Source organism: Brachybacterium hainanense (assembly GCF_042434575.1).
Classification (GTDB): domain Bacteria; phylum Actinomycetota; class Actinomycetes; order Actinomycetales; family Dermabacteraceae; genus Brachybacterium; species Brachybacterium hainanense.
Window position 1 is genome coordinate 1 of the sequence record NZ_JBHLSV010000016.1, and the last position, 25,267, is coordinate 25,267.

Here is a 25,267-nt window from a genome sequence, read left to right on the forward strand (position 1 = left end):
CCGCCTGGTATTCCGGAACCACCCGGTGCCCCGGAATCGCTGGGCCCGGCGGGCATAGCGGGATTCTCCAGCTGCGTCACCGAGACCACCTCCAAGCTTCCGGGATAAAACCTCAGACACCCGGGTCGCGACGTGGCCACACAACCTGTTCCGAATGCCTGTGCGATACCCATTCTACTCGGGCCACCGACACACGAACCGGCCCCCATCGAGGATTGTGGAAAACCCGGGGCCCTGCTTCTCCTCCCCATACTCGGAAGAGAAGGATCACGCGAGGAAGACGCGCGATGCAGAAACCCGGGCAAGATGCTCCGCTCGGAGTTCCCGCGCCGCTGCTCGCGACCCGGGTCCTCGCCCTCCCCCGCACGTCCGACGCACGACTCCAGCGACGTCGACATCGCGTGCCCCGAGGGTTCCTTCTCCCGGAGGCTTGACCCTGCCCCTGGGACAATCCCGATCGTGGATCGGGCCGGGGACGTCCCGGCCTCGAGGACAGGGAGGACCCGGATGCACGAGCGGATGGACCCGGAGGCGGGGCCCGAGGGCCTGCTGAGCATCGGCCGGCTGGCGGAGGCCGGCGGGCTGAGCGCGAAGGCGCTGCGGATGTACGACGAGTCCGGGCTGCTGGTCCCGGCGCGGGTCGACCCCTTCACAGGCTACCGCGCCTACCATCCCGACCAGATCGCCCGGGCTCGGCGGATCGCCGCCCTGCGCGGGATCGGGATGGGGCTCGCCCGCATCCGCATCGTCTGCGACCTCTCCCCCGCCGGCGCCGCCCAGGAGATCCGCTCCTGGTGGAGCCAGGAGCAGGCCGATGCCCGCTCCCGCGGGGACGCCGTCCGGCGACTCCTCGCCGACCTCGAGCAGACCTCACAGGAGGATGCCATGCCCGACACGACCACGACCACCCGCCCCGCCGCCCGCGGACACGCCCGTGCGCGACGCCTCCGGCGGCCCGAGCTGCAGGATGCCGCGGTCGCGGAGAACCTGCCGCAGGGCCGTCTGCTGCTCGCCGTCGCCGATGGCTTCGGCGACGCTCGGCGAGCCCCTGACGCCCTCGAGGCGCTCGCGGTCCGGCTGCGCCGCGAGCTCGGCGACGGCGCGTCCGCCCTCGAGGCGATGCGCCGTGCCTGGGAGGACGCCGCAGCCACCGTCCCGAAGGAGGGCGACCACCTCGGCACGACTCTCACCGCGGCGCTGATCGACGGGGAGGAGCTGGTGATCGCACACATCGGCGACACCCGGGCGGTGCTCGTCCGCGGCGGGTCGCTGTTCCCGATCACGCAGGACCACACCCTGATCGCCTCCCTCGTCGCCGCCGGGCGTCTGAGCGCCGAGGAGGCGGCTGCGCATCCGCAGCGCGCGACCCTGAACCGCGCCCTCGCCCCGGGCGCCCCCCGCGAGCCCGATCTGCTGGTGCGCACCGTGCGACCGGGCGACCGGCTCGTGCTGATGAGCGACGGCGTCCATGCCGTGCTCGATGCCGAGCAGGTCGCCGGGCTCCTCACCGTCGACGGTGCGGATCCCGAGCACCGCACGGCGGAGATCGTGGACGCGGCGATCGCCGCGGGCGGAGAGGACGACGCGGCCCTCGCGATCGCAGATCTCGTCTGAGCACCGGGCGCGCAGCCCGATCCGCGGGTCCGTGCCGTCGCCCGGCGCGGGCACGGACACGGACCCGCGCGGGGACCGGCAGGGCCCGCAGCCGCCCTGGCGTCCCTGGCACAATCGCGGCATGCCCGCACCGTCGCACATCCCGGCCCCCACGCCCTCCTCGCCGTTCGCGCATCTGCTGTCTCCGCTGGACCTGGGCCCGTTCACGGTGCGCAACCGCCTCGTCATGGGCTCGATGCACACGGGCCTCGAGGACCGGGCCGAGGACCTGCCGCGCCTGGCCGAGTTCCTCGGCGAGCGGGCCCGCGGCGGCGCCGGGCTGATCATCACGGGCGGCTACTCCCCCGACCGCTCCGGCCGCCTCACCGCGCACGCCCGTCCCTTCGACGCCCGCACGGCCGGACGACACCGCCTGATCACGCGGACCGTGCATGAGCACGACGGTCGGATCCTGCTGCAGATCCTGCATGCCGGCCGCTACGCCGCGCATCTGCTCGCGGCCTCCGCCTCCGCGACGAAGGCACCCATCTCGCCGCTGCGGGCACGGCGCCTGAGCTCGGTGGGGATCGGTCGGCTGATCCGCTCCTACGCCGCCACGGCCGCTCGTGCCGTGGAGGCCGGGTACGACGGCGTCGAGATCATGGGATCGGAGGGATACCTGCTGAACCAGTTCCTCGCCCCGCGCACGAACCATCGACGCGATCGCTGGGGGAAGGAGGCGGCCGGGCGCCGGGCGCTCCCCCTCGCCGTCGCGGCGGCGGTCCGCGCGGCCCTGGGACCGGACCGCCTGCTCAGCTACCGCATCTCCCTGCTGGACCTGGTCGAGGACGGGCAGGACTGGGAGGAGACCCTCGCGCTCGCGCACGGGCTCGTGGCCGCGGGGGTCGACGTCCTCTCCACCGGCATCGGCTGGCATGAGGCCCGGGTCCCGACGATCGCCACGTCGGTGCCGCGCGCCGCCTTCGTCCCCGTCACCGCCCGGCTGCGCGAGGCCGTGGACGTGCCCGTCGTCGCCTCGAACCGGGTGCACGAGCCGCATCTGGCCGAGCAGGTCCTCGCGCGCGGCGACGCGGACCTCGTCTCGATGGCGCGCCCCTTCCTCGCCGACCCCGAGCTGCCCCGCAAGCTGGCGCAGAACCGGGCCCGCGAGGTCGTGGCGTGCATCGCCTGCAACCAGTCGTGCCTGGACCGGGTCTTCGTCGGGGAGGAGGCCAGCTGCCTGGTGAATCCTCGCGCTGCACGGGAGACGCAGCTGCGGCTCGTGCCCGTCCCCGCGCATCGGGCGCTGCGCGTGGCGGTCGTCGGTGCCGGCCCGGCGGGCCTGGAGGCCGCCGTCGCCGCCGGCTCCCGCGGGCACCGCGTCACCCTCTTCGAGGCCGGGCAGGAGCTGGGCGGGCAGTTCCTGCTGGCCGCGCGCGTGCCCGGCAAGGAGGACTACGCCCTCGCCCTGGACTCGTGGCGATCCCGGCTGCTCGCGGCCGGGGTCGGCGTGCGCCTCGGCGTGCGGGCGGAGCTCACTGATCTCACCGGCTATGACGAGATCATCCTCGCCACCGGGGTCCGGCCCCGCGAGATCGCACTGCCCTGGATCGGCGCCTCCCCCACCGCCTCGGAGCGGGGGCCGCGGGTGATCTCGTACGCGCAGCTGCTCGCCGGACAGGCGGAGGCGGGGCGACGGGTCGCGATCATCGGCGCGGGCGGGATCGGTGTGGACGTCGCCGAGTTCCTCGTGGCCGCCTCCCCCTCGCCGACCCTCGACGCGGTCGCCTGGCGGGAGCGCTGGGGCATCGGCGACCCGGCCGTGCATCGCGGCGGGCTCGGGACCCCGGCCCCGGGCGGTGCCGCTCCTTCGGGGCGGACCGTGCACCTGCTGCAGCGCAGCGAAGGGAGGATCGGCACGGGTCTGGGGAGGACGACCGGCTGGGTGCATCGGGCCGAGCTGCGCCATGCCGGTGTCGACCAGCGCAGCGGTGTGCGGTATGTGGGGGTCGAGGCCGGCGGGCTGAGGATCCGGCAGGACGGGACGGAGCAGCTGCTCGAGGTCGACACGGTCGTGGTCTGTGCGGGCCAGGAGTCCGTCCGGGAGCTCGAGGTGCCGCTGCGATCGCTGGCCGAGGGCGGCGCGGGACCGCGCGTGCACCTGATCGGCGGCGCGGAGAGAGCCGCCCAGCTCGACGCCCAGCGCGCGATCCGGCAGGCCGTCGAGGTCGTCGCCGCCCTGTGAGGCAGGCGTGCCGGAGCACCCCGGAGCCGTCGATCCGGGACGATTTCCGCCGGGATGTCGAGAACGCGACGCCCCGGACGTATGAGGGATGAGCACGGCCACCGGGCCGGGCCGCCACGAAGGAGACGATCATGACCCAGTACCTGCTCAGCAACATCACCCCGGCCGGACGCACCCTCGATCCCGAGCGGCTCCAGCACGTCATCGCGGAGGTCACCGAGGTGACCCGGCAGATGCAGTCCGCCGGGGTCTGGGTGTTCGCGATGCCTCTCGCGGACCCGTCGACCGCGACCGTGGTCACCGCGGGCGAGCAGGGGATCGCCCTGGCCGATGGACCGTTCGCCGAGCTCAAGGAGTACATCGGCGGCATCACCGTCATCGACGTGCCCGATCTCGACACGGCGACGGAGTGGGCCGGGCGCGTGGCGCAGGCGACCGGCCTCGCCATCGAGGTGCGTCCGGCGCCGAGCTTCGGCGGCTGAGGCGGCCGATGGACGAGGCGATCGCGGCCGTGCACCGGGCCTTCCGCGCGGAGCACGGCCGCACCGTGTCCATCCTCCTGCGCATGCTCGGCGACCTCGATGCGGCCGAGGACGCCGTGCAGGACGCGTTCCTCGCCGCGGCGGAGACCTGGCCGCGGCAGGGCGTGCCCCCGAACCCGCAGGCGTGGATCGTCGCGGCCGCCCGCAACCGGGCGATCGATCGGATCCGCCGGGCCCGGACCGAGGCCCGGTTCGCCCCGATGCTGGTGGAGGATCCCTCCGTGCCCGATCCCGCGGGCGCGGAGGACGACGAGCTGCGGATGATGCTGCTGTGCACGCATCCGAGCCTTTCGCCCGAGACGCAGGTCGTGCTGACGCTCCGGTTCGTCGGCGGGCTCACGGTCCCGGAGATCGCCCGCGCCCTCGGCGCCGCCGAGGCCTCCGTCGCCCAGCGGCTGTCGCGGGCGAAGCGGAAGATCCGGGAGGCGCGGATCGGTCTGCCCGAGCCGGGCCGGATCTCCGATCGGCTCGACGTGCTGCTCGCCGTCACGTACGCGATCGGCAACGAGGGCTACGTGACGACGGCCGGGCCGCTCAGCCGCCTCGATCTCAGCCAGGAGGCCGTCCGCCTGGCCCGGCTCATCGCGGGCCGGGCGCGGGGAGAGCCGGAGGCGGTCGGGCTGCTCGCGCTCCTGCTCCTGCTGCGGGCACGGCTACCCGCGCGCGCCGCGGACGACGGTCGTCTCGTCCCTCTTCCGGAGCAGGACCGGGGCCGATGGGACCGGACGATGATCGCCGAGGGCCACGCCCTGGTCCGGGAATGCCTCGCCCTCGCCCGCCCCGGCCCGTATCAGCTCCAGGCCGCGATCCAGGCGGTGCACTGCGATGCCGCCTGCGACGCCGAGACGGACTGGGGACAGATCCTCGCGCTCTACGACATGCTGCTGCCGATGCTCCCGACGGCCGCGGTCCGCACGGGCCGCCTGGTCGCGCTGTCCCGGGTCGAGGGGCCGGAGGCCGCGCTGTCGCAGATGGACCCCGCCGGAGAGGACCGATACGGGATGGCTCTCCGCGCGGATCTGCTCGCCCGCAGCGGGCGCGGGGCCCTGGCCCGGGACCTGTTCCAGCGGGCCGCCGGGATGGCGGAGAACGAGGCCGAGCGCGAGCACCTGCGGCGCCGGGCACGAGAGGCCGGGGGCGAGGGGTGAGGGGAGATCCCCGCGCCTGCGGACCGCCGGGGCGCCGTACGAGGGTCATGCGGGTATCGTGCGGCGCGGCTCATGACGCGCCCGCGATGCAGGAGCGGCAGCCACGCGCACGCAGCAGATATGGAGGCTGGCCATGGACCTGATCCGGCATCTCGACCTGTTCGAGGCGGTCGCCTGCGAGGGGCACTTCGGGCGGGCGGCGGAGCGGATGGGCATCGCGCAGCCACCGATGTCCCAGGCGATCCGCCGCCTCGAGGCCGAGCTGGGATGCGTCCTGTTCGAGCGGACGAGCTCCGGGGCCGTGCTCACGCCCGCCGGGGCACGGGTGCTCGAGGCCGCGCGGCGCGCCCGTGAGGCCGTCGGCGGTGTGCGCGCCGCGGCCGCGGAGCAGGCGGCCGCGCCGGTGCGCCTCCTGGTGGACCCTGTCCTCCCGGATGCGTGGTGCACGTCGATCATCCGCAGCGCCGCCCGGTCGGGCCTCGCCCTCGACCTGGAGCCGACCCCGACCGAGGAGGCCCTGCGGCGCGCCCGCGCTGCCGACCTGCCCGCCGTCGTCCTGTCGCCCTTCCGCGTCGAAGGACTGCGGGCCAGCAGCGCCGCGGCCGCTCCCCTGTGGGAGGCCCGGCCGATCGCTCCGACCGCCACGACGACCGTCCTCGTGCATGAGCGCGCCCCTGCGGCGTTCCTCTCCCGCCTCGAGCGGGAGCTGCGGGGGCTGGCCCTGCGCGGAGAGCTCCGGGCCCTCCCGCGGTCCTCGGCGCTGGGGCTCCTCGCCGCCGCCCGCGTCCATGCCGTCCTCTGGACCGAGCAGCCGCAGCTGCCGGAGGACCTCGGGGCCGACGTCGAGATCCGCCCCGTGCCCGTGGATCGTGCCGCCGCCGTCTTCCACGCGGTGCTGCGGCGCTCCGTCCGCGACCGGGCGGCGGTCGCGGTGCACGGATCCGTCTCCGCGACGCTCGCGCGGATCGGTCATGGCTGAGCCCTCGACGCCGCGCTCTCCCGACTCCCTCGCTCTGGGCGACGTGCTGCGCATCGCCGACCGCGTGGGCATCGACGTCGCCGTCGCGGCTGCCCGGGCCGACGGCCGGGGACCCGTCCTGGACCACCGGGCGCAGGAACCCTGGCCCGGGGCGTCCCTGTACAAGACGCTCGCCGCCCTCGCCCTCGTCCGGGAGGCGGAGTCCGCGCTGTCCTCGCAGGTCACGGTGACGGACGCGGACCGGGTGCCGGGCGGGGCCGGGCTCTCCCTGCTCGGCGATCCGGTGACGCTCAGCTGGCGGGATCTGATGCGCTCGATGCTCGTCGGCTCCGACAACACCGCCGCACAGGTGATCCTCCGTCGGGTGGGCGTCCGGGCCGTCGATGAGGTCGCCGGAGCCGCCGGCATGACCGGGACGCGTCTCGGAACGGCGGCGCAGACGATCGCGACGACGGTCGCGGCACGCCGGGGCGAGGACGGGCCGGCGGGGACGGACCGCGATGACGCCCTCCTCGCCCGCGCCGCCTCCGACGCCGTGCTCGGCTCGACGACCACGGCGGCGGATCAGCTGAGGCTGCTGCAGGCCCTGTGGCAGGGCCGCCTGGCCACCCCCGGCGGCACCGATCTGGTGCTCGGAGCGATGCGCAACCTCGTCCAGCGCGGACGCATCGCGAGCGCCTTCGACCATCCCGGAGTGCACGTCGCCGGTCGCACCGGCACCTGGGGCCCGTTCCGGCATGAGAGCGCGCTGATCATGCACGAGGGGGAGGTGCCGATCGCGGTGTGCGTCCTCACCGAGAGCCTCGAGATCGGCCGGCTGCTCCCGGCCGTCGACGACGGGATCGGGGAGATCGCCGCCGCCGTCGTCGGCGAGCTCCGATCCATCCTGTGACCTGCCGTCATATCAGAGACATGCACGTGCCCCAGGTCCGTGCATATTGGACAGATGAGATGCGGTCCGCAAGGGTTCCCCCATGACACGCACCCGGCCTCTCCCCACCCGCCGCATCCTCCTGGGCGCTGGGATGCTCGCCGCCGCGGGCACCGCCGGCGGCGTCCTCCTCGCCCGCGGCGGGGACGGGACCGCGCAGGCGGAGGCGCTCCTCGTGGCGCTGCGGGACGGCGATTTCACACAGGTGCCGCTCGCGGACGGGGATCCCGGGTCCGCCGCCTCCGAGCGCAAGCGCATCATCGGACGCCTCCTCGAGGTCCCGGGGGCCGAGGTCGACCTCGCATGGTCCGGGTCCGGCCCCGAGCCGGTCCGAGGAGGGAGACGCGTGCTGCCGCTGCGATGGACCTGGACGCTGCCGCCGCTGCCCGAGCCCTGGGTGGTCGAGTCCCGCGCGGAGCTCGTGGACGGCGAGGACGGCTGGGCGGCGGAGCTCTCCCCGGCCCTCTACGAGCCGAGCCTGGGCCCCCGCGAGCACCTCGCGCTGCGCACCCTCGCCCCCGAGCCGGGCCGCATCCTGGACCGCGGCGGGCAGGAGCTGCTGGGGCCGCGAGAGGTGATCGTCGCCGGGATCGACAAGACCGCCGTGCCCGCCGCGGAGCAGGATGGAGCCGCCCGCGACCTCGCCGAGCTGCTCGGCATCGACGCGGACGCCTATGCGGCCAGCGTCGCCGGGTACGGCCCGAAGGCCTTCGTCCCCGCCCTCACGGTCCGCACCGAGGAGGCCGCGCAGCACCGCCTCGACGAGGCGGCCCAGCTGCCGGGGTACCACCAGCTCGAGCAGACCCGTCCGCTCGCGGCGCGCCGCGGCCTCGCCCCCGGGGTGCTCGGCTCCCTGCGCGAGGCCGACGAGGAGGATCTCGCCGAGGATCCGACGCTCGAACCCGGCGATCTGGTGGGCAGCGGAGGCATCGCCCGCGCCCGCCGCGACCAGCTGCTGGGCATGCCGGGCGTCCAGGTCCTCGCGACGGACCCCGAGGCGGACCGCTCCCGCGAGCTGCACCGCAGCGAGCCGGTGCCCGGCGCCGAGGTGCCCTCGACCCTCGATCTGCGCCTGCAGGACCTCGCCACCGAGCGTCTCGCGCGGACCGAGGCGCCGAGCGCGCTCATCGCTCTGCGCCCCTCGAGCGGAGACGTGCTCGCCGCGGCCCTCGGACCGGTCGGGCAGGCCTATCCGATCGGGCTCGTGGGCCGCTACGCCCCCGGCTCGACCTTCAAGACGGTCACGGCGCTGGCGCTGCTGCGGGCCGGCGACACCCCGGACACGGTCCTGCAGTGCCCGGAGCGCGCCCAGGTCGGCGGGCGATCGTTCAAGAACGCGGACTCCTTCTCCCCCGACCTGTTCGGCGACATGCCGCTCTCCGACGTCATCGCCCATTCCTGCAACACGGCGCTGCTCCTGCAGCACGAGCGGGTCCCGCAGGCGCAGCTCGCCCAGGCGGCCTCCGCGCTCGGCTTCGGGCAGGAGCCCGCGGAGGGGCTGGACGCCTTCCTCGGCTCGATCGACCCCGAGGACGAGGGAACCGAGCACGCGGCGGCGATGATGGGGCAGGGTCGGGTGCTCGCCTCGCCGCTGTCCATGGCCACCGTGCTCGCGAGCGTCGTGCACGGCGCCGCGGTCGCCCCGCGGGTCATCGCCGATGCGAAGCCCCCGGCCCCGGAGCCCGAGGTCCCGCTCCGGGGCGAGGAGGCCGAGCAGCTGCGGGGCATGCTCGCGGGAGTCGTCGAGCGAGGCGGGCTCCGCGATCTCCAGGACCTTCCGGGCCCTGCCCCGATCGGCAAGACCGGCACCGCGGAATGGGTCGACGACGAGGGCGAGCTGCGTCTGCACTCCTGGGTGATCGTCGCCCAGGGGGACCTCGCCGTCGCTGCGTTCGTCGAGCGCGGCAGCTACGGATCCGTCACGGCGGGGCCGATCGCGCACGATCTGCTGCGCGGCGCCGCCGACATCGTCTGACCCGGCCGCGGGGAGGTCCGACCGGACGTGCCCCCGCCCGGGCCGGCGCCCCTACACTGGCTCCATGCCCCGCGTGCTGCACACCGCCCAGGCCCTGGTGGACGTCGTCGTCGAGGTCCCGGCCCTGCCCGGACGGGGCGGGAACGTCAACGCGACCCGGGAGGCCCGCTACGCCGGTGGGGCCGTGAACATCCTGGTCGCGGCCGCCCGCGCCGGGGCCGAGGCCGTGCACGGCGGTGCGATCGGCACCGGGCCGAATGCCGAGCTGATCCGCGCGGCGCTCTCCCGCGAGGGGATCGGGATGTCCGATGCCCCGGTTCCCGACCTCGACACCGGCACCTGCATCGTGCTGGTCGAGCCGGCCGCCGAGCGCACCTTCATCACCACCTACGGCGCGGAGCGCCGCGTGAGCGCGGGCTCCTTCGCCCGCCTGGCCCCGCGCCCGGGCGACCTCGTGTGCATCTCCGGCTACAGCCTCTTCGAGCCCACCCGCGATGCGCTCCTGGACTTCCTCGAGACCCTGCCCGAGGACGTCCCCGTGGTGCTCGACCCGGGGGCTCCCTTCGCGGGCTTCCCCCGTGCGCTGCAGGATCGCGTCCTCGCCCGCACGAGCGTGTGGACCTCCAACGCCTCCGAGGCCCGGGACCTGACCGGGCTCGACGAGGTGCAGGACGCGCCCCCGGCGATCCGCCGCCGCATCCGCTCCGGCGGAGCCGTCGTCGTCCGCGACGGGGCCAAGGGCTGCGTCGTCTTCCACCACGGCCGCGGCACCTGGATCCCCGGCTTCCCGCAGAGGCCCGTGGACACCAACGGCGCGGGCGACACCCACACCGGGGTTCTCCTGGCGGAGCGGGCGCTCGGCGCGGACTGGGAGAGCGCCGCGACCCGCGCGAACGCCGCCGCCGCGATCAAGGTGACCCGTCGCGGGCCCGCGACCGCCCCGACCCGCTCCCAGGTCGACGCTTTCCTGTCCTGACCCCGTCCTGCCCCGTCCCCGCTCCGAAAGAGGAAGCCCCATGCCCACCGCCCCCTCCGCCTTCGGCGATCTCGTCCTCGGCGGCAACGTGTTCGGCTGGACCGCCGACGCCGCCCTCGGCCACCGCATCCTCGACGCCTTCGTCGACGCGGGCGGCACCGCCGTGGACACCGCGGACGTCTACTCCGCCTGGGTCGACGGCAACAGCGGCGGCGAGTCCGAGGAGATCATCGGCTCCTGGCTCACACGTCGCACCGACCGCGACGCGCTGAGCATCGCGACCAAGGTGTTCTCGCACCCGCGGCGGCCCGGCCTCTCCCCCGCGAACATCCGCGGCGCCCTCGAGGACTCGCTGCGGCGCCTGCGCACGGATCACGTCGACCTCTACTACGCGCACCGCGACGATCCCGAGGTCCCGCAGGAGGAGTACCTCGGGGTGCTGCACGAGCTCGTGACCGAGGGGAAGATCCGCGAGATCGGCGCCTCCAACTTCGAGGCCGGGAGGCTGCGCAGCGCCGCCGCGATCACCGCCGCCGGGGACCTGACCCCCGTGACCGTCGCCCAGGACCGCGTCAACCTCGTCGAGCGCGCCTACGAGCAGGAGCTCGCCCCGACCCTCGCGGAGCTCGGCATCGTCGAGCTGCCCTACTCCTCGCTGGCCTCGGGCTTCCTCAGCGGCAAGTACCGGCCCGGCCGGGAGGTCGACTCCGTGCGCGCCGGCGGGGCCGGCGCCTACCTCGAGGACCCGCGCAACGTCGCCCTGCTCGAGGTCCTCGACGAGATCGCCGCCGGGCACGGCGTCGGGATCAGCGCCATCGCCCTCTCGTGGCTGCGGTCGCGTCCCGCGGTCGCCGCACCCATCGCCTCGGCCCGCACCCTCGAGCAGCTCGCGGCGCTCGTGCGCACCATCGGCCTCGAGCTGAGCACGCAGGAGGTCGCCGCCCTCGACGCGGCGAGCGCGCATCGGCTCCCCGAGGCCGCGAGCACCGGCGCCTGAGCCCCTCAGATGCTCTCCCCCGTTCCTCGCAGGCACAGGTCCTACGATGTGATCTGCTGCATGGGACACGAGAGACCGGGGAGAGCATCCGAGGCATGGACGGATCAGGATCGAGCCGCGCACGCACCCTCCACAGCTTCTCGGCGACGACTCTCGACGGGCAGGAGCAGGACCTCTCGATCTATCGCGGCGAGCTGGTCCTCGTGGTCAACACGGCCTCCCGCTGCGCCTTCACCCGCCAGTTCGAGGATCTCCAGCGCCTCCAGCTGGCCTATCAGGACCACGGCTTCACCGTCCTCGGCTTCCCGTCCTCGCAGTTCCTGCAGGAGCCCCTCGCCGACGACGAGATCATCGAGTTCTGCCGCACCTCCTACGACGTGACCTTCCCGCTGTTCTCGAAGGTCGACGTGAACGGGCCGGACGCGCACCCCCTGTGGCGGTGGCTGACCAGCCAGCGCGGCGGGATCCTCGGCGGCCGGATCTCCTGGAACTTCACGAAGTTCCTCCTCTCCGGGGAGGGGACGCTGCTGCGCCGCTACGCCCCGGTCGTGCCGCCGCTGCGGATCGCACGCCGCATCGAGCAGGAGCTCGGGATCACCGGCGGGACCGCGCAGCTCGCCCCTCCGCGCTGAGCGCGTCGATCCTCGACCTTCGGCGGGGAGGCGACCGGGCGCCCCTTGGTAGCCTGGCTCACAGAACCCCCTCACCGAGGACCATCCCACCCCACGACCAAGGGAGCACCTGTGGACGGCGGCATCATCGCATTCCTCATCATCGCCGTGATCTTCGTGATCGGCATCATCATCATCGGCGGTCTGCTCTTCGGCGGTCTGCGCACGAGCATCTTCTTCACCGTCCACACCCAGGAGATGGTGATCGTCGAGCGCTTCGGCAAGTTCAAGAAGGTGGCCGGGCCCGGCCTGAACATGAAGACCCCCTTCATCGAGACGACCACGCGCCCCATCTCCCTGCGCATCCAGCAGCTCGAGGTGAACATCGAGTCCAAGACCAAGGACAACGTGTTCGTCAACGTGCCCGTGGCGGTGCAGTACGTGATCCGCGAGAACCAGGTCGTGGACGCCTACTACCGGCTGTCGAATCCCGAGGCTCAGATCCGCTCCTACGTCTTCGACACGGTGCGCTCCGCCCTGTCCGGCCTGAACCTGGACGCCGCCTTCGAATCGAAGGACGACATCGCGAGGAACGTCGAGGAGACCCTCTCGGCGCGCATGCAGGAGTTCGGCTTCAACATCGTCAACACCCTGGTCCAGGACATCTCCCCGGACCAGCGCGTGCGCGACTCGATGAACTCCATCAACGCCGCCCAGCGCGACCGCGTCGCGGCCCAGTCCCTCGCCGAGGCGGACAAGATCAAGCGCGTCACCCAGGCAGAGGCGGAGGCCGAGTCCAAGCGTCTCCAGGGTGAGGGCGTCGCCGCCCAGCGCAAGGCGATCGCCATGGGCATCGCCGAGCAGTACGAGATGCTGCGCAAGGTGGGCATCGAGCACTCCGCCGAGCAGCTGCTGCTCATGACGCAGTACTTCGACACGATGCAGGACGTGGCCCGCAACGGCCGCTCGAACGTGCTGTTCCTGCCCTCGAACCCCGGCACCGTCGGCTCGATGGGCGATGAGATCCGCACCGCCATGCTGCAGGCGCAGGCGGCGCACGATGCCGACGGCGAGGCCGACAAGGACGCCGTCGTCAGCGCGCAGCGTGCCGCCGACCAGGCGCGCCACGCCCAGGAGGCCGCCCGCCGCGAGGCCGCCCGCAGCGCCGCCGAGGCCCAGCAGCGTGCCCAGCAGCAGGCGCAGAACGCCTCCGCCCCCTGGGACCAGCCCGGATCCGGTCCCCTGGGCTGAACCGGCCTCTCCCGGAAGCTCCTCCCGCGTCCCGCGCAGGAGGAGCTTCCTGCATCCGTCCCGACCTCAGGAGCCCGCGTGCCCGAGCAGCGAAGCACCCGTCCGAACCTCGTCCTCGTGTGCGTCGACGAGATGCGCGCCGACGCCCTGGGCGCCGACGGCAACGACGCGATCGACACCCCGAACCTCGACGACCTCGCCCGCAGCGGATACCGCTTCTCGCGCGCCTACTCGGCGACTCCCACCTGCATACCCGCGCGCGTCGCCCTGTTCACCGGCCAGTCCCCGCAGCGGCACGGACGCTACGGGTACCGGGAGGGGATCTCCTTCCCCGATGCGCACCCCGTGACGCTGCAGTCGACCCTGCGCGAAGCCGGCTACCAGACCTTCGGCGTCGGCAAGATGCACGTCCACCCCGACCGCGCCCGCTGCGGCTTCGACGACGTCCTGCTCCACGACGGCTTCCTGCACGTCTCGCGCCGTCTCGAGGGCGGTCCTTCGCCCCGCACCGACGACTACCTCGACTTCCTGCGACGCGAGACCGGGGACCCGCGCGCCGACTACCAGGAGACCGGGATCGGCTGCAACGCGATGACGGCCCGGCCCTGGGAGCGGGCCGAGCGGCTGCACCCGACCCGCTGGGTGGCCGACGAGTCCTTCCGCTTCCTCGAGCGACGCGACCCGACCCGGCCGTTCTTCCTGTACATGTCGTTCCATCGGCCGCACGCGCCGTACGACCCGCCCTCGTGGCTGTGGGACAAGTACCGCTCGCGCGACCTGGGTCCGCGCCCGCTGGGCACCTGGACCCGCGACTTCGACGCCCACCGCCGCGACTTCGCCTCCGAGGCCGAGTTCGGGGCGCAGAAGGAGACGACGCACCAGCAGGTCAAGGCGGGCTACTACGGCTCGATCGAGTTCATCGACCTGCAGCTGAACCGGCTGCGGGAGAAGCTCTCGGACCACGAGCTGCTCGAGGACACGGTGATCGTGTTCGTCTCCGACCACGGCGACATGATGGGCGACCACGACATGTACCGGAAGTCCGTGGGCTACGAGGGCTCGGCCCGCGTGCCGCTGGTCGTCCATGTGCCGCCGCGGCTGGGGGAGGACTGGGGCGCGCCCGGCGAGGTCACCGCGATCTCCGAGCTGCGCGATGTCATGCCGACCCTGCTCGAGTTCGCGGGCGTCGAGATCCCCGAGGGCGTCGACGGCCAGAGCCTGCGGGCGGCGGCACGCGGCGAGGCGGTGCGGGATCATCTGCACGGCGAGCATCTGATCGGCTCTCTGGGGCGGCATTCGATGCAGTGGATCCGCTCCCGGCGCTACAAGTACATCTGGCTGTCCGGAGACGGGCACGAGCAGCTGTTCGACCTCGAGTCCGACCCCCAGGAGCTCCACGACCTCGTCCCGGAGGCGGGCTCGGGGCCGCTCGCCGAGGAGCTCGCCCGGCATCGGGCCCTGCTCGTGGAGCATCTGCGCGGCCGCGAGGAGGGCTTCGTGCAGGAGGACCGGCTCGTGCCCGGCCGGCCGCTGCGCTCCGAGGCCTCCTGGGTGTCCGCGCACGCCCTGCTGTAGGCGGCAGCTCCCGCTGGGGCGATCGGACGGCCCCGTCCGCCGCCGACGATCCCTGGGCACCCCGGGGGCCGCGGACGAGGATGCACTACCGTGCAGGAATCCATGTCAGCGGTAGGTTCTACCGGTCGAAGGAGATCACCCCCATGACGGCACGCCTCGGCGGGCCCCCGCGCCAGGAATCCGCGCTCCGCCTCGTGCTGCGCACCCCCTTCTACCGGGGCGCGACACTCACGATGCTCCTGTTCGGCATCGGTGCGGCAGCCGCCGCTCCGCAGATCGCCATGTTCCTGGTCGAGGAGCTGCACGCCACCTACGCGATCGCCGGTCTGTACTACCTCACGAACCTCACCGCGCCCGTGGCCGGGTACCTCATCGGCGCACGCTCGGACCGGACGGGGCTGCGCCTGGGCCTGTTCCGCCTCTGCGCGGTGCTCGGCTTCCTCGGGTGGGTCGGGATCGCGGCCTCCACCCAGCTGTGGATGCCCTTCGTCCTCAGCGCCGTGCTGCTCGGCTTCGCGGGCGCCGCCGGATCGCAGCTGTTCGCCGCCCTCCATGACGACCTCGCCGAGCGGCCCGCCCGGACCGCCGAATCGGTCCTCGCGATCGTGCGGATGGGGCTGACCGGGGGCTGGATCATCGGCCCCGTGCTCGGAGCCCTCCTCGCCACCCAGCTGGGACTGCGCGCCCTGCTGCTGGTGACCGCCGCCTGCACCCTCGCCCAGCTGCTGCCCCTGGCCGGCCGACGCGAATCCGCGGCCGCGACCCGGATCGCCCGGGCCGATGCCGTGCTCGCCGAGGCCGAGCGGGCGGTCCTCCCCCGGCCCGGCCTCCGGGAGATGGCGCCGCTGCTGGCCTTCACCGCCCTGTACGTGTGCGTCTTCGCCGGCGAGTCCGTGAAGCTCGCGTACCTGCCGCTGCACATGGAGCGGACCCTGTCCCTGCCCGCGGGTGTGGCCGGCGCCGTGATCGGCGTGCAGCCGCTCGTGGAGATCTGCCTGATGCCGCTCGCGGTGCCGCTCGCCGCGCGCCTGGGCACGCTGCGCCTGCTCGCCGGCATCGCCGCCCTCGGCATCGGCGCGAACCTGCTGTTCGCCCTGTCGCCGGGGGCGGCGGGCCTGTTCGCGGGGCAGGTCCTGATGGGCGGGGTCGCCGGCTTCTTCGTGGTCCTCGGCCTCGTCGTCGCCCAGCGGCTGCTGCCGCAGGCGGTCGCGACGGCGTCGGCGGTGTTCCTGTCCTCGGTGGCGATCTCCTCCGCGCTGGGCGGGCTCGCCGGCGGGATCGGCGCCCAGCTGCTCGGCCTGCCGCTGGTGTTCCTCATCCCGGCGGGCTTCAGCCTCCTGGCCATGATCGGTCTCCTGGTCCTGGGCCGCCGTCTGGATGCCGACGCCCCGGTCCCCGTCCCCGTCTAGGACGCTCCACGGACACCCGAGGGTCGGTCGTCCACAGCCCGCCCCCGCGTCCGCGGGATTCCGGATACCGTGCAGCCATGCATCCCTCCCCGTGGCAGCCCGTCCCGTCGGCGCCCCCGCCCGTCGGCCACCGGCTCCTCGTCCCCGTCCGTCCCCTGCCCCCGGCCAAGCGCGGCTATGGCGTGCTCGTCCTGGTCGGTGCCGCTCTCTGGGGCATCGTGAGCGTGATCGGGCTCGCCCTCTTCTACGCCACGTTCATGCTCCTCGTCGCGACGCTGGATCCCGCCGCCAGCTCGGGGAGCGCCCCCGATGCCGGGGAGATCTGGTCCACCGCTCCGCTGGTCCTCCTGGCGATCTGGGGCGTGATCGTGCTCGTGCTGGTGGGGCTGGACCTGTCCGCCGCGGTCCTGTCGATCCAGCGCCTCGTGACCAGGGTCGGCGATCCGATCGTCCCGTGGTTCGTGCTGTGCTGCCTCGCGGGAGTCTGGCTGCTCCCTGCCCTGGACCTGATCCTGCTGGTCCTCGCCCTGGAGGCCGAGCAGAACGAGCTCGCGGCCGTGCTGGCGCTCGTGCTGTGGCTGCTCGCCTGGGTGGGCGTGCCTCTGCTGCGCACGACCCAGCTCGTCGTCGGGATCGTGCGGACCGCGACCGGGGAGCGTCCGCGCACGACGTGAGGATGCGTCTCGCCTCGTGCGTCGGCGCCCTCCCCTACTGTGGATCCTGTGCGGCGATCGGCGCCGTCGCGGCCGCGGGAGAGAGGTCCTCATGCAGATCGAGTTCGGCTGGTCGCTCGACGGCGCCTCCTGGGCCGATGCCGCCTCCGGCGGCGCCGCGGGCACCGTCCGGATGGGGCCGCGCGGGCTGCTGACCCTGCTGCAGACACGGCTGGGGCTGACCCGCCCCGCCACCGATCAGGCCGTCCGCATCACCCAGTACCTGCGGCTGCTCCCGCCGCAGGCCCGCCTGTTCGACGCCCCGGAGGAGCTCTGGCCCGCCGCCTCCTTCTCGGTCGACCCGTGGAGCACCGCCCGTCAGCTGCTGCGGTGGCGCGACGCCGCGGTCGAGACCGGCTGGCGTCCCGCCGCCGCGGACCCCGCCGGGCTCCCGCCCCGGCTCGCGGCGATCGCGCAGCTCGAGCGGCGGGCCGCGGCCGGCAGCCCCGGCTCCCCGAGGCTCTCCCCCGCCGCGGCGGACGACCTGCGCGAGCTCGTCGACCTGCTGGAGGACCTGCTGCGCACGGGAGGCGGCTGGCCGCTCGGCCTCGAGCGGATCGCGCTGCGCGAGCATGCCGCGGACCTGCCCGGGCTCTGGCCGCACCTGCTGGACCTCCTCGCCTCCGTCGGCGTCGAGGTCACCGCCCCGACCGTCCCCCGGGACGCGGACCCACAGCTCGACGTGGTCTCCTGCCTCGACGAATGGACCGCGGCCGATGCCGCCGCCCGCTTCCTCGCGGCCCCGGCCGCCCCGGGCGAGGGACCGCTCACCGTCCTCGCGACCGCGGACACGGACGTCCTGGACCGGGCTCTGCATCGCCGCGGCCTGCCCGCCGTGGGATATGTGAGCTCCTCGACGGATCGGGCGCATCACCAGGTGCTGGGGCTCTTCCTCGACGTCGCGACCGCCCCCGTGGACGTGCATCAGCTGGCGGCGCTCCTGGATCTGCGGGTGCTGCCCGGTGCGGATCACGAGGCGGAGCCGATCGGCCTCGTCCCGGCCTCGACCCGCCGCGCGCTGCTCGGCGCGCTGACCCAGGAGCCCGGCATCGGTGCGGCCTGGAGCACGGCGATCGCGCAGCTCGCCGCCGCCCCCGCCCAGGTCGATCCCGCGCACCGCCGCACCGCGGAGGCCGCCGCGCTCGCGGCACGCGAGATCGACCGCCTGGTCACGGACCCTCTGCCCCTGGACGGACTGCGCCCCGCCGCGATCCTGATCCGGCTGGACTGGCTCGCGGATCGGCTTCGACGCATCTCCCGCGGCCGGGGCGAGCTGCAGGCGACCCTCGTCCAGCTGTCGCTTCTGCGGGAGGTGCTCGGCATGCTCGATCCCGCCGCGTCGCTCAGCCGCCGCACCCTCCAGCAGATCATCGACTCCTGCGGCGGCTCCGGCGCCTCGCCGCGCGCCCGCACCGAGGTCGCCCCCTGGGCGGTGACCACGCGCCCCGCCCAGCTCGCCGGCGGGACGGTCCTGTGGTGGGGGCCCGCGGATCCGTCGACCGCGGCCCCCGTCGTCTGGGACCACGCGGAGACAGCCGCGCTCACGGCGGCCGGGGCGCGCCTCGTCGATCCCGAGCGGGCGGCGGCGCTCGCGATCGGCGCCGACCTCGCCGGCCTGCGCAGCGCGGACCGGGTGATCGCCGTGCTGCCCGGGCGGATCCTCGAGCAGACCCCCGAGCCCAGCGGGCTGCTCGCCCATCTCGAGACCGCGGTCGGCCGCGGAGAACCCGACCGTCTCCTCCCGGCCGCCCTCGCGGCGGAGGACCGCTGGTCGCTGGGAGGGCGCTCCCTGCCCGTGCGATCCGCGGCCCGCACCGACCGCTCCCCCCTTTCGGCCACCACGATCCGGCTGCCCGGGACGGACGAGGACGAGTCCGCGCCCTACGCCCACCTGCTGCCGGAGCGGCTGTCGTACTCGCAGATGGCGACGCTCCTGGGATGCCCCTTCCACTGGCTGCTCGAGCATGCCATGCGGATCCGTCCCGCGCAGGTCGCCTCGGTGCCCACCGGTCCGCCGATGGTGGGCACGCTCGTGCACGCCGTGGTCGAGCAGCTGGTCGCCGAGCTGTTCGACGAGCAGCTGGGCGGGGTCCGGCCCACCGTCCCCGACCCGGCCCGGATCGGCGCCGTCTTCGACCGGACGGTGCCGCGCCTCGCCTCCGAGCTCGACCTGCCCGGGCGCAGCGCCGAGCGCGCGGAGATCCGTGCCCGGGCGATCCGCTCCATCGAGGAGCTGCTGCGCCGCATGACCGATGCCGGGCTGCGGATCACCGGCACCGAATCCCGCTTCGACCTGCCCCTGAGTCTGGAGGTCGACGGAGCCGGGACCACGGTCCGCTTCGTGGGCAGCCGCGACGTCGACGCCGTCGACGCGCAGGGCCGTCCCGCGGTCATCGATCTGAAATGGGCCTCCAGCGCGAAGACCTACGAGGATCTGCACGACACCGGGGAGGCCATCCAGCTGGCGTCCTACGCCTGGTCCCTCGAGCAGGAGGCCGCCGCCGACGGCCGCGCGCTCGAGACCGCCCCGGCGATCGGCTACTACCTGCTGCGCAGCGGCGAGTTCGTCTCCGCCGAGCCGCAGCTGGACCCCCGCGGGCGCGCGCCGATGGACACCCGCGAGGCCTGGCGCCGCACCCTCGCCGCCATCGGCGAGACCCTCTCCGAGATCGCGCACGGTCGGGTGCGGGTGGGCTGCCGAGACGTGCTCGACAACGCCGGAATCGGCCCCGACGCCCCCTACGCACGCCAGAAGAAGGCGTGGGAGCAGGCACGTCGCGAGGCCCGTGGTGCCGGCGGCCTCCTGGTCCGCAGCTACTGCGCGAGCAGCGCCTACGCCCAGCTCTGCGGGCTGACAGGAGATCGGGCATGACCTTCACCCTCATCAACGCCTCCGCCGGATCCGGAAAGACCTACACCCTCACGCATCGGATCGCGGATCGGATGCGGGAGGGGCTCGCGCCGTCCCAGCTGATCGCGACCACCTTCACGCGCAAGGCCGCCGCGGAGCTCACCGACCGGGTGCGTCGCACCCTCCTCGAGGAAGGCATGACGGAGCAGGCCCGCGGGACCGACAGCGCCCTCGTCGGCACCGTGAACGCGGTGTTCGGGCAGCTGCTGCAGGAGTTCGCGCTCGACGCCGGGATCTCCCCGGAGGTGCGGGTCCTGGACGAGGAGCAGCAGAGGGCCGCGTTCTCCGCCGCTATCGACGAAGCCGCCTCCGGCATCGGCCCCGCCGCCCGGGACCTCGTGGCCCGCTTCGAGCTGGACGGGACGGACGACCCGGACCCGACCCGCGGGGAGACGCCGTCATGGACCGCCGTCGTGCGCCGCCTCGCCGAGGCCGCCCGCAGCAACCAGCTCGATGCCGCGCACCTGCGCGCGGCATCCTGCGCCTCCTGGGAGGAGTTCGCGGCCGCCCTGCCGGCGCGCGGGACCGTCGACGACCGCCCCGCCTGGCTCTCCCGGCTCGGCTCCGCGCTCGCGGAGCTGCGCTCCGATGCGGCCGCAGGAGAGCTGAGCGCGGCGGCGGCGAGGACCGTCACCGGCAGGCTGCCCGAGCTCGAGCAGCTGCACCGCCGGCTGGCCCAGGGCGCCCGCGCCCCCTGGTCGCTGTGGACGAGGATCGCGAAGGTCGCCCGCGCCAAGCTCGGCGACCCCGGCGCGACGGCGTACGCCTACTCCAAGGACGTGGACGCCGCGCTGCTGGGCCCGGCCCAGAGCATCCACGAGCAGCTGCTGGCGCAGCCCGCGCTGCACGACGACGTCCGCGACCTCATCGGCCTGGTCATGGAGACCGCCGCCGCTTCTCTCGATGCGTACGCACGGCACAAGCGGGAGCTGGGGCTGATCGACTTCATCGACCAGGAGGTCGGCGCGCTCGATCTGATCCGCTCCAGCGAGCGGGTCCGCGCCGCGATCCGCGACCGGTTCCATCTGCTCGCGGTCGACGAGTTCCAGGACACCTCGCCCGTGCAGCTGGCCCTGTTCCTCGAGCTCAGCCTGCTGATCGAGGACAAGATCTGGGTGGGCGACCCGAAGCAGGCGATCTACGGCTTCCGCGGCGCCGATCCCGCGCTCATGGTCGGCATCCTCGAGCAGATCCGATCCGGTGCTTCGGCGCTGGGCCCCGGGACGACGGAGGACCTGCAGGACTCCTGGCGCTCCCAGGAGCAGGTCCTCGACCTGGTCAGCGCCGTGTTCCCACGGATCTTCCCGGAGCTGCCGCACGCCCAGGTCGCGATGAGGGCCGCTCCGGATGCCGTGCGGCGGCGCGCCGCCGCGGGACGGGAGCCCGGCCGTCTCGAGGGCTGGCTGACCGAGCCCGTCCTCTCCCGCAGCGGCAGCCCGAAGCGGCCGACGATCGCGCAGCGCACCGCCGCGGTCGCCGACGGCGTCGCCGAGCTCCTCGCCGAGCCCGGCACGGACCCCGGCGACGTGGCCGTCCTGGTCCGCACCAACACGCGCCGCGCCGCCGTGGTCGAGGCCCTCGCCGCGCGCGGCATCCCCGCCTCCGGGGAGGGGGCGTCCGTGCTGGCCACCCGCGAAGGACGCCTGATCCGTGCCGGGCTCGCCCTCGCCCTGGACCGCAGCGACACCCTCGCGCTGACCGAGCTCGTCGACCTGCTCGCCGAGCATCGCGCGCATCGGACATGGTTCGCGCAGCTCGCCGCCGCCGAGGACCGCGCGGCGCGCGAGGGCGTCCTCGAGACATGGTGGCAGGACGAGTCGCTGGCTGCGCTGCGCCGCCTGCGCGAGGACTGCATCTCCCTCACCCCCCGCGAGATGATCACCGCCCTGATCGATGCTCTCGACCTGCCCGAGCGGATCCGCACCTGGCCCGCGCCCGAGCAGGGGCTGCGGATCCTGGACGCCGTGCGCGCCCTCGCCGCCGAGTACGCGGACCGAGCCCGTGCCGCCTCCGCGCCGATCACGCTGACCGGTCTGCGAGCGGAGCTGGATGCGACCGAACGCGGCCCCGACCTCGACGGGATCCCCGGCACGGTGTGGGTCGGCACGATCCACATGGCCAAGGGCCTCGAATGGTCGAAGGTCGTGCTGCTGCTCGAACCGGATCCCTCCGACCGTCCGCAGACCTCCGGCGTGTTCGTCGTCCCCGCCGCCGAGCTCGACGTCACCGATCCCCTCGCGGGCCGGTCCGTCCGGTGCTGGCCGCCCGTGCTGCCCGGCTTCGCACCCCTCCAGGACGCTCTCGCCGCGACCGAGCACGCCCGGCGCCGCGCCCGGGCCGAGCGCGAGGAGGCCGGCCGCCTGCAGTACGTCGCCTTCACCCGCGCGCAGGACGTCACCGCCCTCGCCGGGGACGGCAGCGCTCCCCAGCTGGACCTGCTGCTGGACGGCGGCGCCGACACGCCGTCGCTGCTGGGCTGGTCCTCGGGCGACAGCAGCATCCGCGTCGCCGACGGCCCGGAGCTGCCCGCTCGGATCCGCACCCTGCGCACCGACCCGCCGGTCGGCCGGGGCCACGAGCCCGCGCGCTCCCCGCTCGCGATCACGGACCTCCCCGGCCTGCGCTCCGCCGCGAGCATCGACGCCCCGCGGACGGCGGGCGCACGCTTCCAGGCATCCGCCGTCGCCTCCGCGCAGGAGCTCGGGGAGGTGCTCGCGCCGCGGAGCATCGGCCCCCGCCTCGTCGATCAGGGGGGACGGGACTGGGACCGGGTGGGCGAGGCCGTCCACGCCTATCTGGCCCTGCCGCTGGCGGAGCTCGGGTCGGCGCAGCGCGAGCAGGCGGCGCAGCGGCTCGTGGAGCGCTGGTCGGTGGCGCGGGCGATCGGCCCCGAGGTGCTGCTGCGCGCCGGGGAGGCCTGGCACCGGTACCTCGCGGCGGAGCATCCCGGCACCCGCCTGCTCACCGAGCAGCCGATCACCTGGTGGAACGAGGACGCCCAGGTCATGGAGGGATGGATCGATGCGCTGCTGCGGAACGAGGACGGGAGCCACGTCCTCGTGGACCACAAGAGCTTTCCCGGCGAGGACCCCGCCGCGCATGTGCGCGAGCATCACCTGGGCCAGCTCGACACCTACGCACGGGCGCTCGAGTCCGCGGGCCTGTCTGTGGGCGCGGTGCTGATCCATCTGCCGCTGCGCGGCGAGGTGCTCGAGGTCCGCCTCGCCCGCGCCGCCCGTCCCGAGGAGCCCGTCGATGCCTGATCCGATCCCGCCCCGGATCACCGGGGACGGCGCCGCCGTCGAGGCCGCCCGCACGCTGCTCGCGCAGGCGGAGATGACCGGGGTCCGCCGGGTCCTGGGCATCGCCGGGGCGCCCGGGGCCGGGAAGTCCACGCTGACCGCCGCGCTCGCGGCCGCGCTGCCGCCCGGGTCCTGCACGGTCGTGCCGATGGACGGCTTCCATCTCGCCGACGTCGCGCTCGACGCCCTGGGGAGCCGGGACCGCAAGGGCGCCCCGGACACCTTCGACGCCGCCGGCTACACGGCACTGCTCGCTCGACTGCGCGCGGCCCGGCCCGGGGACCCGCCCGTGTGGGCGCCGATGTTCGAGCGGGACCTCGAGCAGCCGCTGGCCGGCGCGATCCCCGTCGAGGCCGCGACGCCGCTGGTCATCACGGAGGGCAACTATCTGCTGTGCCCGGATGGACCCTTCGCCGGGGTGCGTGCGCTGCTGGATGCGTGCTGGTTCGTGGAGGTGCCCGAGGAGCTGCGGCATGCGCGGCTGATCGCCCGCCACGAGCAATTCGGGAAGGATCCGCGGGCGGCGCGCGACTGGGCGCTGGGACCGGACGAGGCCAATGCCCGTCTGGTCGCAGCGACCCGGCCGCGCGCCGATGCGGTCGTGACGCTCCGCTGAGCTCCGCGCGGGATCAGCGGTCGCGGACGGCGCGGACGAACGCCGCCGAGCGCTCCCGCAGACCGGCGATCCGCTGCTCGCGGAACCACTCCAGCATCGCCGGGTCCTCCGTGCGCATCTCGAAGGAGGTCGGGGCGCGGCGGACGTTGCGGGAGCAGCGGAAGTCCGCGCAGATCGCGGTGCCGATCGTGTTCCCGCGCCGTCCGGCGTCCCCGGTCAGGGGTGCTCCGAAGAGCGCCGCGCGGGTGCCGTCGACGACGTCCTCGCACCAGGCGCACAGCAGCTTCTTGCGCGGCGGGGCCTCGCTGCCCTGCAGCTGCAGGCACACGAGCTCCCCGTCGACCTCGAGCGCGACGTAGCTGTGGAGGGGGCGCTTGGCATCGGTCCAGCCCAGGAGGTCGATGTCCTCCCAGGTGACGGCGGACAGGTCCGGGATGGAGGCGCGCTTCGCCTCGCCCTTGGAGGCGTTGATGACGGCGGCGCGGATCTGGGATTCGGTGACAGGGTGCATGAGATCTCCTCATGACGGGCATGCCCGAGCACGGGATGCGCAGGGGACTGCGCCCCCGGTCGGCAGGCGGAGGGTGAGGGTCAGGGGCGGCGTGCTCGGGCACGCCCGGCTCTGGCCGGGCGGGCTGGACGCGCCGCCTCGCTCCCCGCATGCGACGTGGGCATGCTGATCTCCTCTCCGGTCACGGACCGCGCCACCGTACGCCTCTTCGGCGCCGGCGGCAATCGGAATCTCTTCACGGGATGGCAGGCGCGGCGCCCCCCAGTCTGCGCAGCCATTCAACGAGCAGTCGTGTCTCCGCCGCTCCGAGGACCGAGGGATGCGCCGCCGCGAGCTCGGTCACCTCGGTCAGCGCATCACGGCGAGGGCCGTCGGCTCCCGGGCTCGTCCCGGTGATCGCGGCGATCGTCCCCTCGCGCACGGCGCGGCTCAGCTCCGGATCCGGTCGGGCGAGGACGATCTGCCGCAGCGTGACGCCGATGTTGGTGACCAGGACGTGCGCGGCCGCCTGCGCGGAGGGGACGACCAGGCGCCCCTGCTCCTCCGCCCGGGCGGTGAGGCCGCGGAGGATCTCGCTGGGCCGGGCCTGGGCCGCCGGCGAATGCCCGGGGCTGACCGTGCCGTACATGAGCGTGTAGAAGCCCGGATTCGCGATCCCGAAGGCGACGTGCGCATCCCAGCCGGCACGGATGTCCTGGATCGGGTCCCCGGAGGTCTCCATGGCCTCCTTCTGTCCCAGGTAGAGGTCGAAGCCGCGTTCGACGACGGCGTCGACGAGCCCCTGCTTGGAGCCGAAGAAGTGATAGAGGGTCGGCATCTTCACGCCGACCGCATCGCACACCGCGCGCAGGGAGAAGTCCTCGCCGGGTGCGGCGGCGATGAGGTCCGCGGCCGCGGCGAGGAGCCGCTCTCGTGTATCCCCCGGGGCGCGCTCTGTCATGCTGCTACAGTAGCTCTGTAGCATTGCTATAACGATCCGTAT

Annotated in this window: 19 protein-coding genes; 17 read left to right on the plus strand and 2 right to left on the minus strand. The window is 74.1% G+C overall.

Annotated elements, in window-relative coordinates:
* The first annotated feature begins 507 nt into the window (after positions 1-507).
* The 17 genes from ACFFF6_RS12940 (at position 508) to ACFFF6_RS13020 (ending at position 23,774) form a co-directional block, all read left to right on the plus strand.
* A complete protein-coding gene (locus ACFFF6_RS12940) occupies positions 508-1,614 on the plus strand; it encodes a MerR family transcriptional regulator (protein WP_376981354.1) in 1,107 nt (368 codons plus the stop codon).
* A gap of 121 nt (positions 1,615-1,735) precedes the next feature.
* On the plus strand, positions 1,736-3,838 hold the full coding sequence (locus ACFFF6_RS12945; protein WP_376981356.1) for an oxidoreductase: 2,103 nt from the start codon (positions 1,736-1,738) through the stop codon (positions 3,836-3,838).
* A 131-nt stretch (positions 3,839-3,969) separates the two neighbouring features.
* A complete protein-coding gene (locus tag ACFFF6_RS12950; RefSeq protein ID WP_376981358.1) occupies positions 3,970-4,320 on the plus strand; it encodes a YciI family protein in 351 nt (116 codons plus the stop codon).
* A gap of 8 nt (positions 4,321-4,328) precedes the next feature.
* A complete protein-coding gene (locus ACFFF6_RS12955; RefSeq protein ID WP_376981360.1) occupies positions 4,329-5,528 on the plus strand; it encodes an RNA polymerase sigma factor in 1,200 nt (399 codons plus the stop codon).
* Positions 5,529-5,661: 133 nt separating this feature from the next.
* Complete coding sequence (locus tag ACFFF6_RS12960) at positions 5,662-6,507, plus strand: LysR family transcriptional regulator (RefSeq protein WP_376981362.1); 846 nt, start codon at positions 5,662-5,664, stop codon at positions 6,505-6,507.
* Entirely contained in the window at positions 6,500-7,399 is a 900-nt protein-coding gene (locus ACFFF6_RS12965) for a serine hydrolase (protein ID WP_376981364.1), read from the plus strand. Before ACFFF6_RS12960 ends, ACFFF6_RS12965 begins: the two co-directional genes overlap by 8 nt.
* Before the next feature lie 82 nt (positions 7,400-7,481).
* Positions 7,482-9,413, plus strand: coding sequence for a penicillin-binding transpeptidase domain-containing protein (locus ACFFF6_RS12970; protein WP_376981366.1), 1,932 nt, complete (start codon positions 7,482-7,484; stop codon positions 9,411-9,413).
* A gap of 64 nt (positions 9,414-9,477) precedes the next feature.
* A complete protein-coding gene (locus ACFFF6_RS12975) occupies positions 9,478-10,389 on the plus strand; it encodes a PfkB family carbohydrate kinase (protein WP_376981368.1) in 912 nt (303 codons plus the stop codon).
* A 40-nt stretch (positions 10,390-10,429) separates the two neighbouring features.
* Positions 10,430-11,386 carry an aldo/keto reductase gene (locus tag ACFFF6_RS12980; RefSeq protein ID WP_376981370.1) on the plus strand — a complete coding sequence of 319 codons (957 nt, stop codon included), beginning with the start codon at positions 10,430-10,432 and terminating at the stop codon, positions 11,384-11,386.
* A gap of 95 nt (positions 11,387-11,481) precedes the next feature.
* Positions 11,482-12,018 (plus strand): glutathione peroxidase, encoded by a 537-nt coding sequence (locus ACFFF6_RS12985; protein WP_376981372.1) that lies wholly within the window; start codon positions 11,482-11,484, stop codon positions 12,016-12,018.
* A gap of 111 nt (positions 12,019-12,129) precedes the next feature.
* Positions 12,130-13,248: an SPFH domain-containing protein gene (locus tag ACFFF6_RS12990; protein ID WP_376981374.1), complete on the plus strand. Its 1,119-nt coding sequence runs from the start codon at positions 12,130-12,132 to the stop codon at positions 13,246-13,248.
* Between the two features lie 78 nt (positions 13,249-13,326).
* Positions 13,327-14,823, plus strand: coding sequence for an arylsulfatase (locus ACFFF6_RS12995; RefSeq protein ID WP_376981376.1), 1,497 nt, complete (start codon positions 13,327-13,329; stop codon positions 14,821-14,823).
* 143 nt (positions 14,824-14,966) lie between these two features.
* Positions 14,967-16,232 carry an MFS transporter gene (locus ACFFF6_RS13000; RefSeq protein ID WP_376981378.1) on the plus strand — a complete coding sequence of 422 codons (1,266 nt, stop codon included), beginning with the start codon at positions 14,967-14,969 and terminating at the stop codon, positions 16,230-16,232.
* A 77-nt stretch (positions 16,233-16,309) separates the two neighbouring features.
* A complete protein-coding gene (locus tag ACFFF6_RS13005; RefSeq protein ID WP_376981380.1) occupies positions 16,310-16,906 on the plus strand; it encodes a hypothetical protein in 597 nt (198 codons plus the stop codon).
* Positions 16,907-16,997: 91 nt separating this feature from the next.
* Positions 16,998-19,817 (plus strand): PD-(D/E)XK nuclease family protein, encoded by a 2,820-nt coding sequence (locus tag ACFFF6_RS13010; RefSeq protein WP_376981382.1) that lies wholly within the window; start codon positions 16,998-17,000, stop codon positions 19,815-19,817.
* On the plus strand, positions 19,814-23,119 hold the full coding sequence (locus ACFFF6_RS13015) for a UvrD-helicase domain-containing protein (RefSeq protein WP_376981384.1): 3,306 nt from the start codon (positions 19,814-19,816) through the stop codon (positions 23,117-23,119). The genes ACFFF6_RS13010 and ACFFF6_RS13015 overlap by 4 nt, the downstream gene beginning before the upstream one ends.
* The gene (locus ACFFF6_RS13020; RefSeq protein WP_376981386.1) at positions 23,112-23,774 is read left to right on the plus strand and encodes a nucleoside/nucleotide kinase family protein; all 663 of its coding nucleotides are present in this window, start codon (positions 23,112-23,114) and stop codon (positions 23,772-23,774) included. Before ACFFF6_RS13015 ends, ACFFF6_RS13020 begins: the two co-directional genes overlap by 8 nt.
* A 13-nt stretch (positions 23,775-23,787) precedes the next feature.
* Here ACFFF6_RS13020 and ACFFF6_RS13025 read toward each other — a convergent pair whose 3' ends face one another.
* Together ACFFF6_RS13025 and ACFFF6_RS13030 are read right to left on the minus strand one after the other, a co-directional pair.
* Positions 23,788-24,285: an FBP domain-containing protein gene (locus ACFFF6_RS13025; RefSeq protein WP_376981388.1), complete on the minus strand. Its 498-nt coding sequence runs from the start codon at positions 24,283-24,285 to the stop codon at positions 23,788-23,790.
* A gap of 235 nt (positions 24,286-24,520) precedes the next feature.
* Entirely contained in the window at positions 24,521-25,225 is a 705-nt protein-coding gene (locus ACFFF6_RS13030) for a TetR/AcrR family transcriptional regulator (RefSeq protein WP_376981389.1), read from the minus strand.
* Positions 25,226-25,267 lie beyond the last annotated feature (42 nt).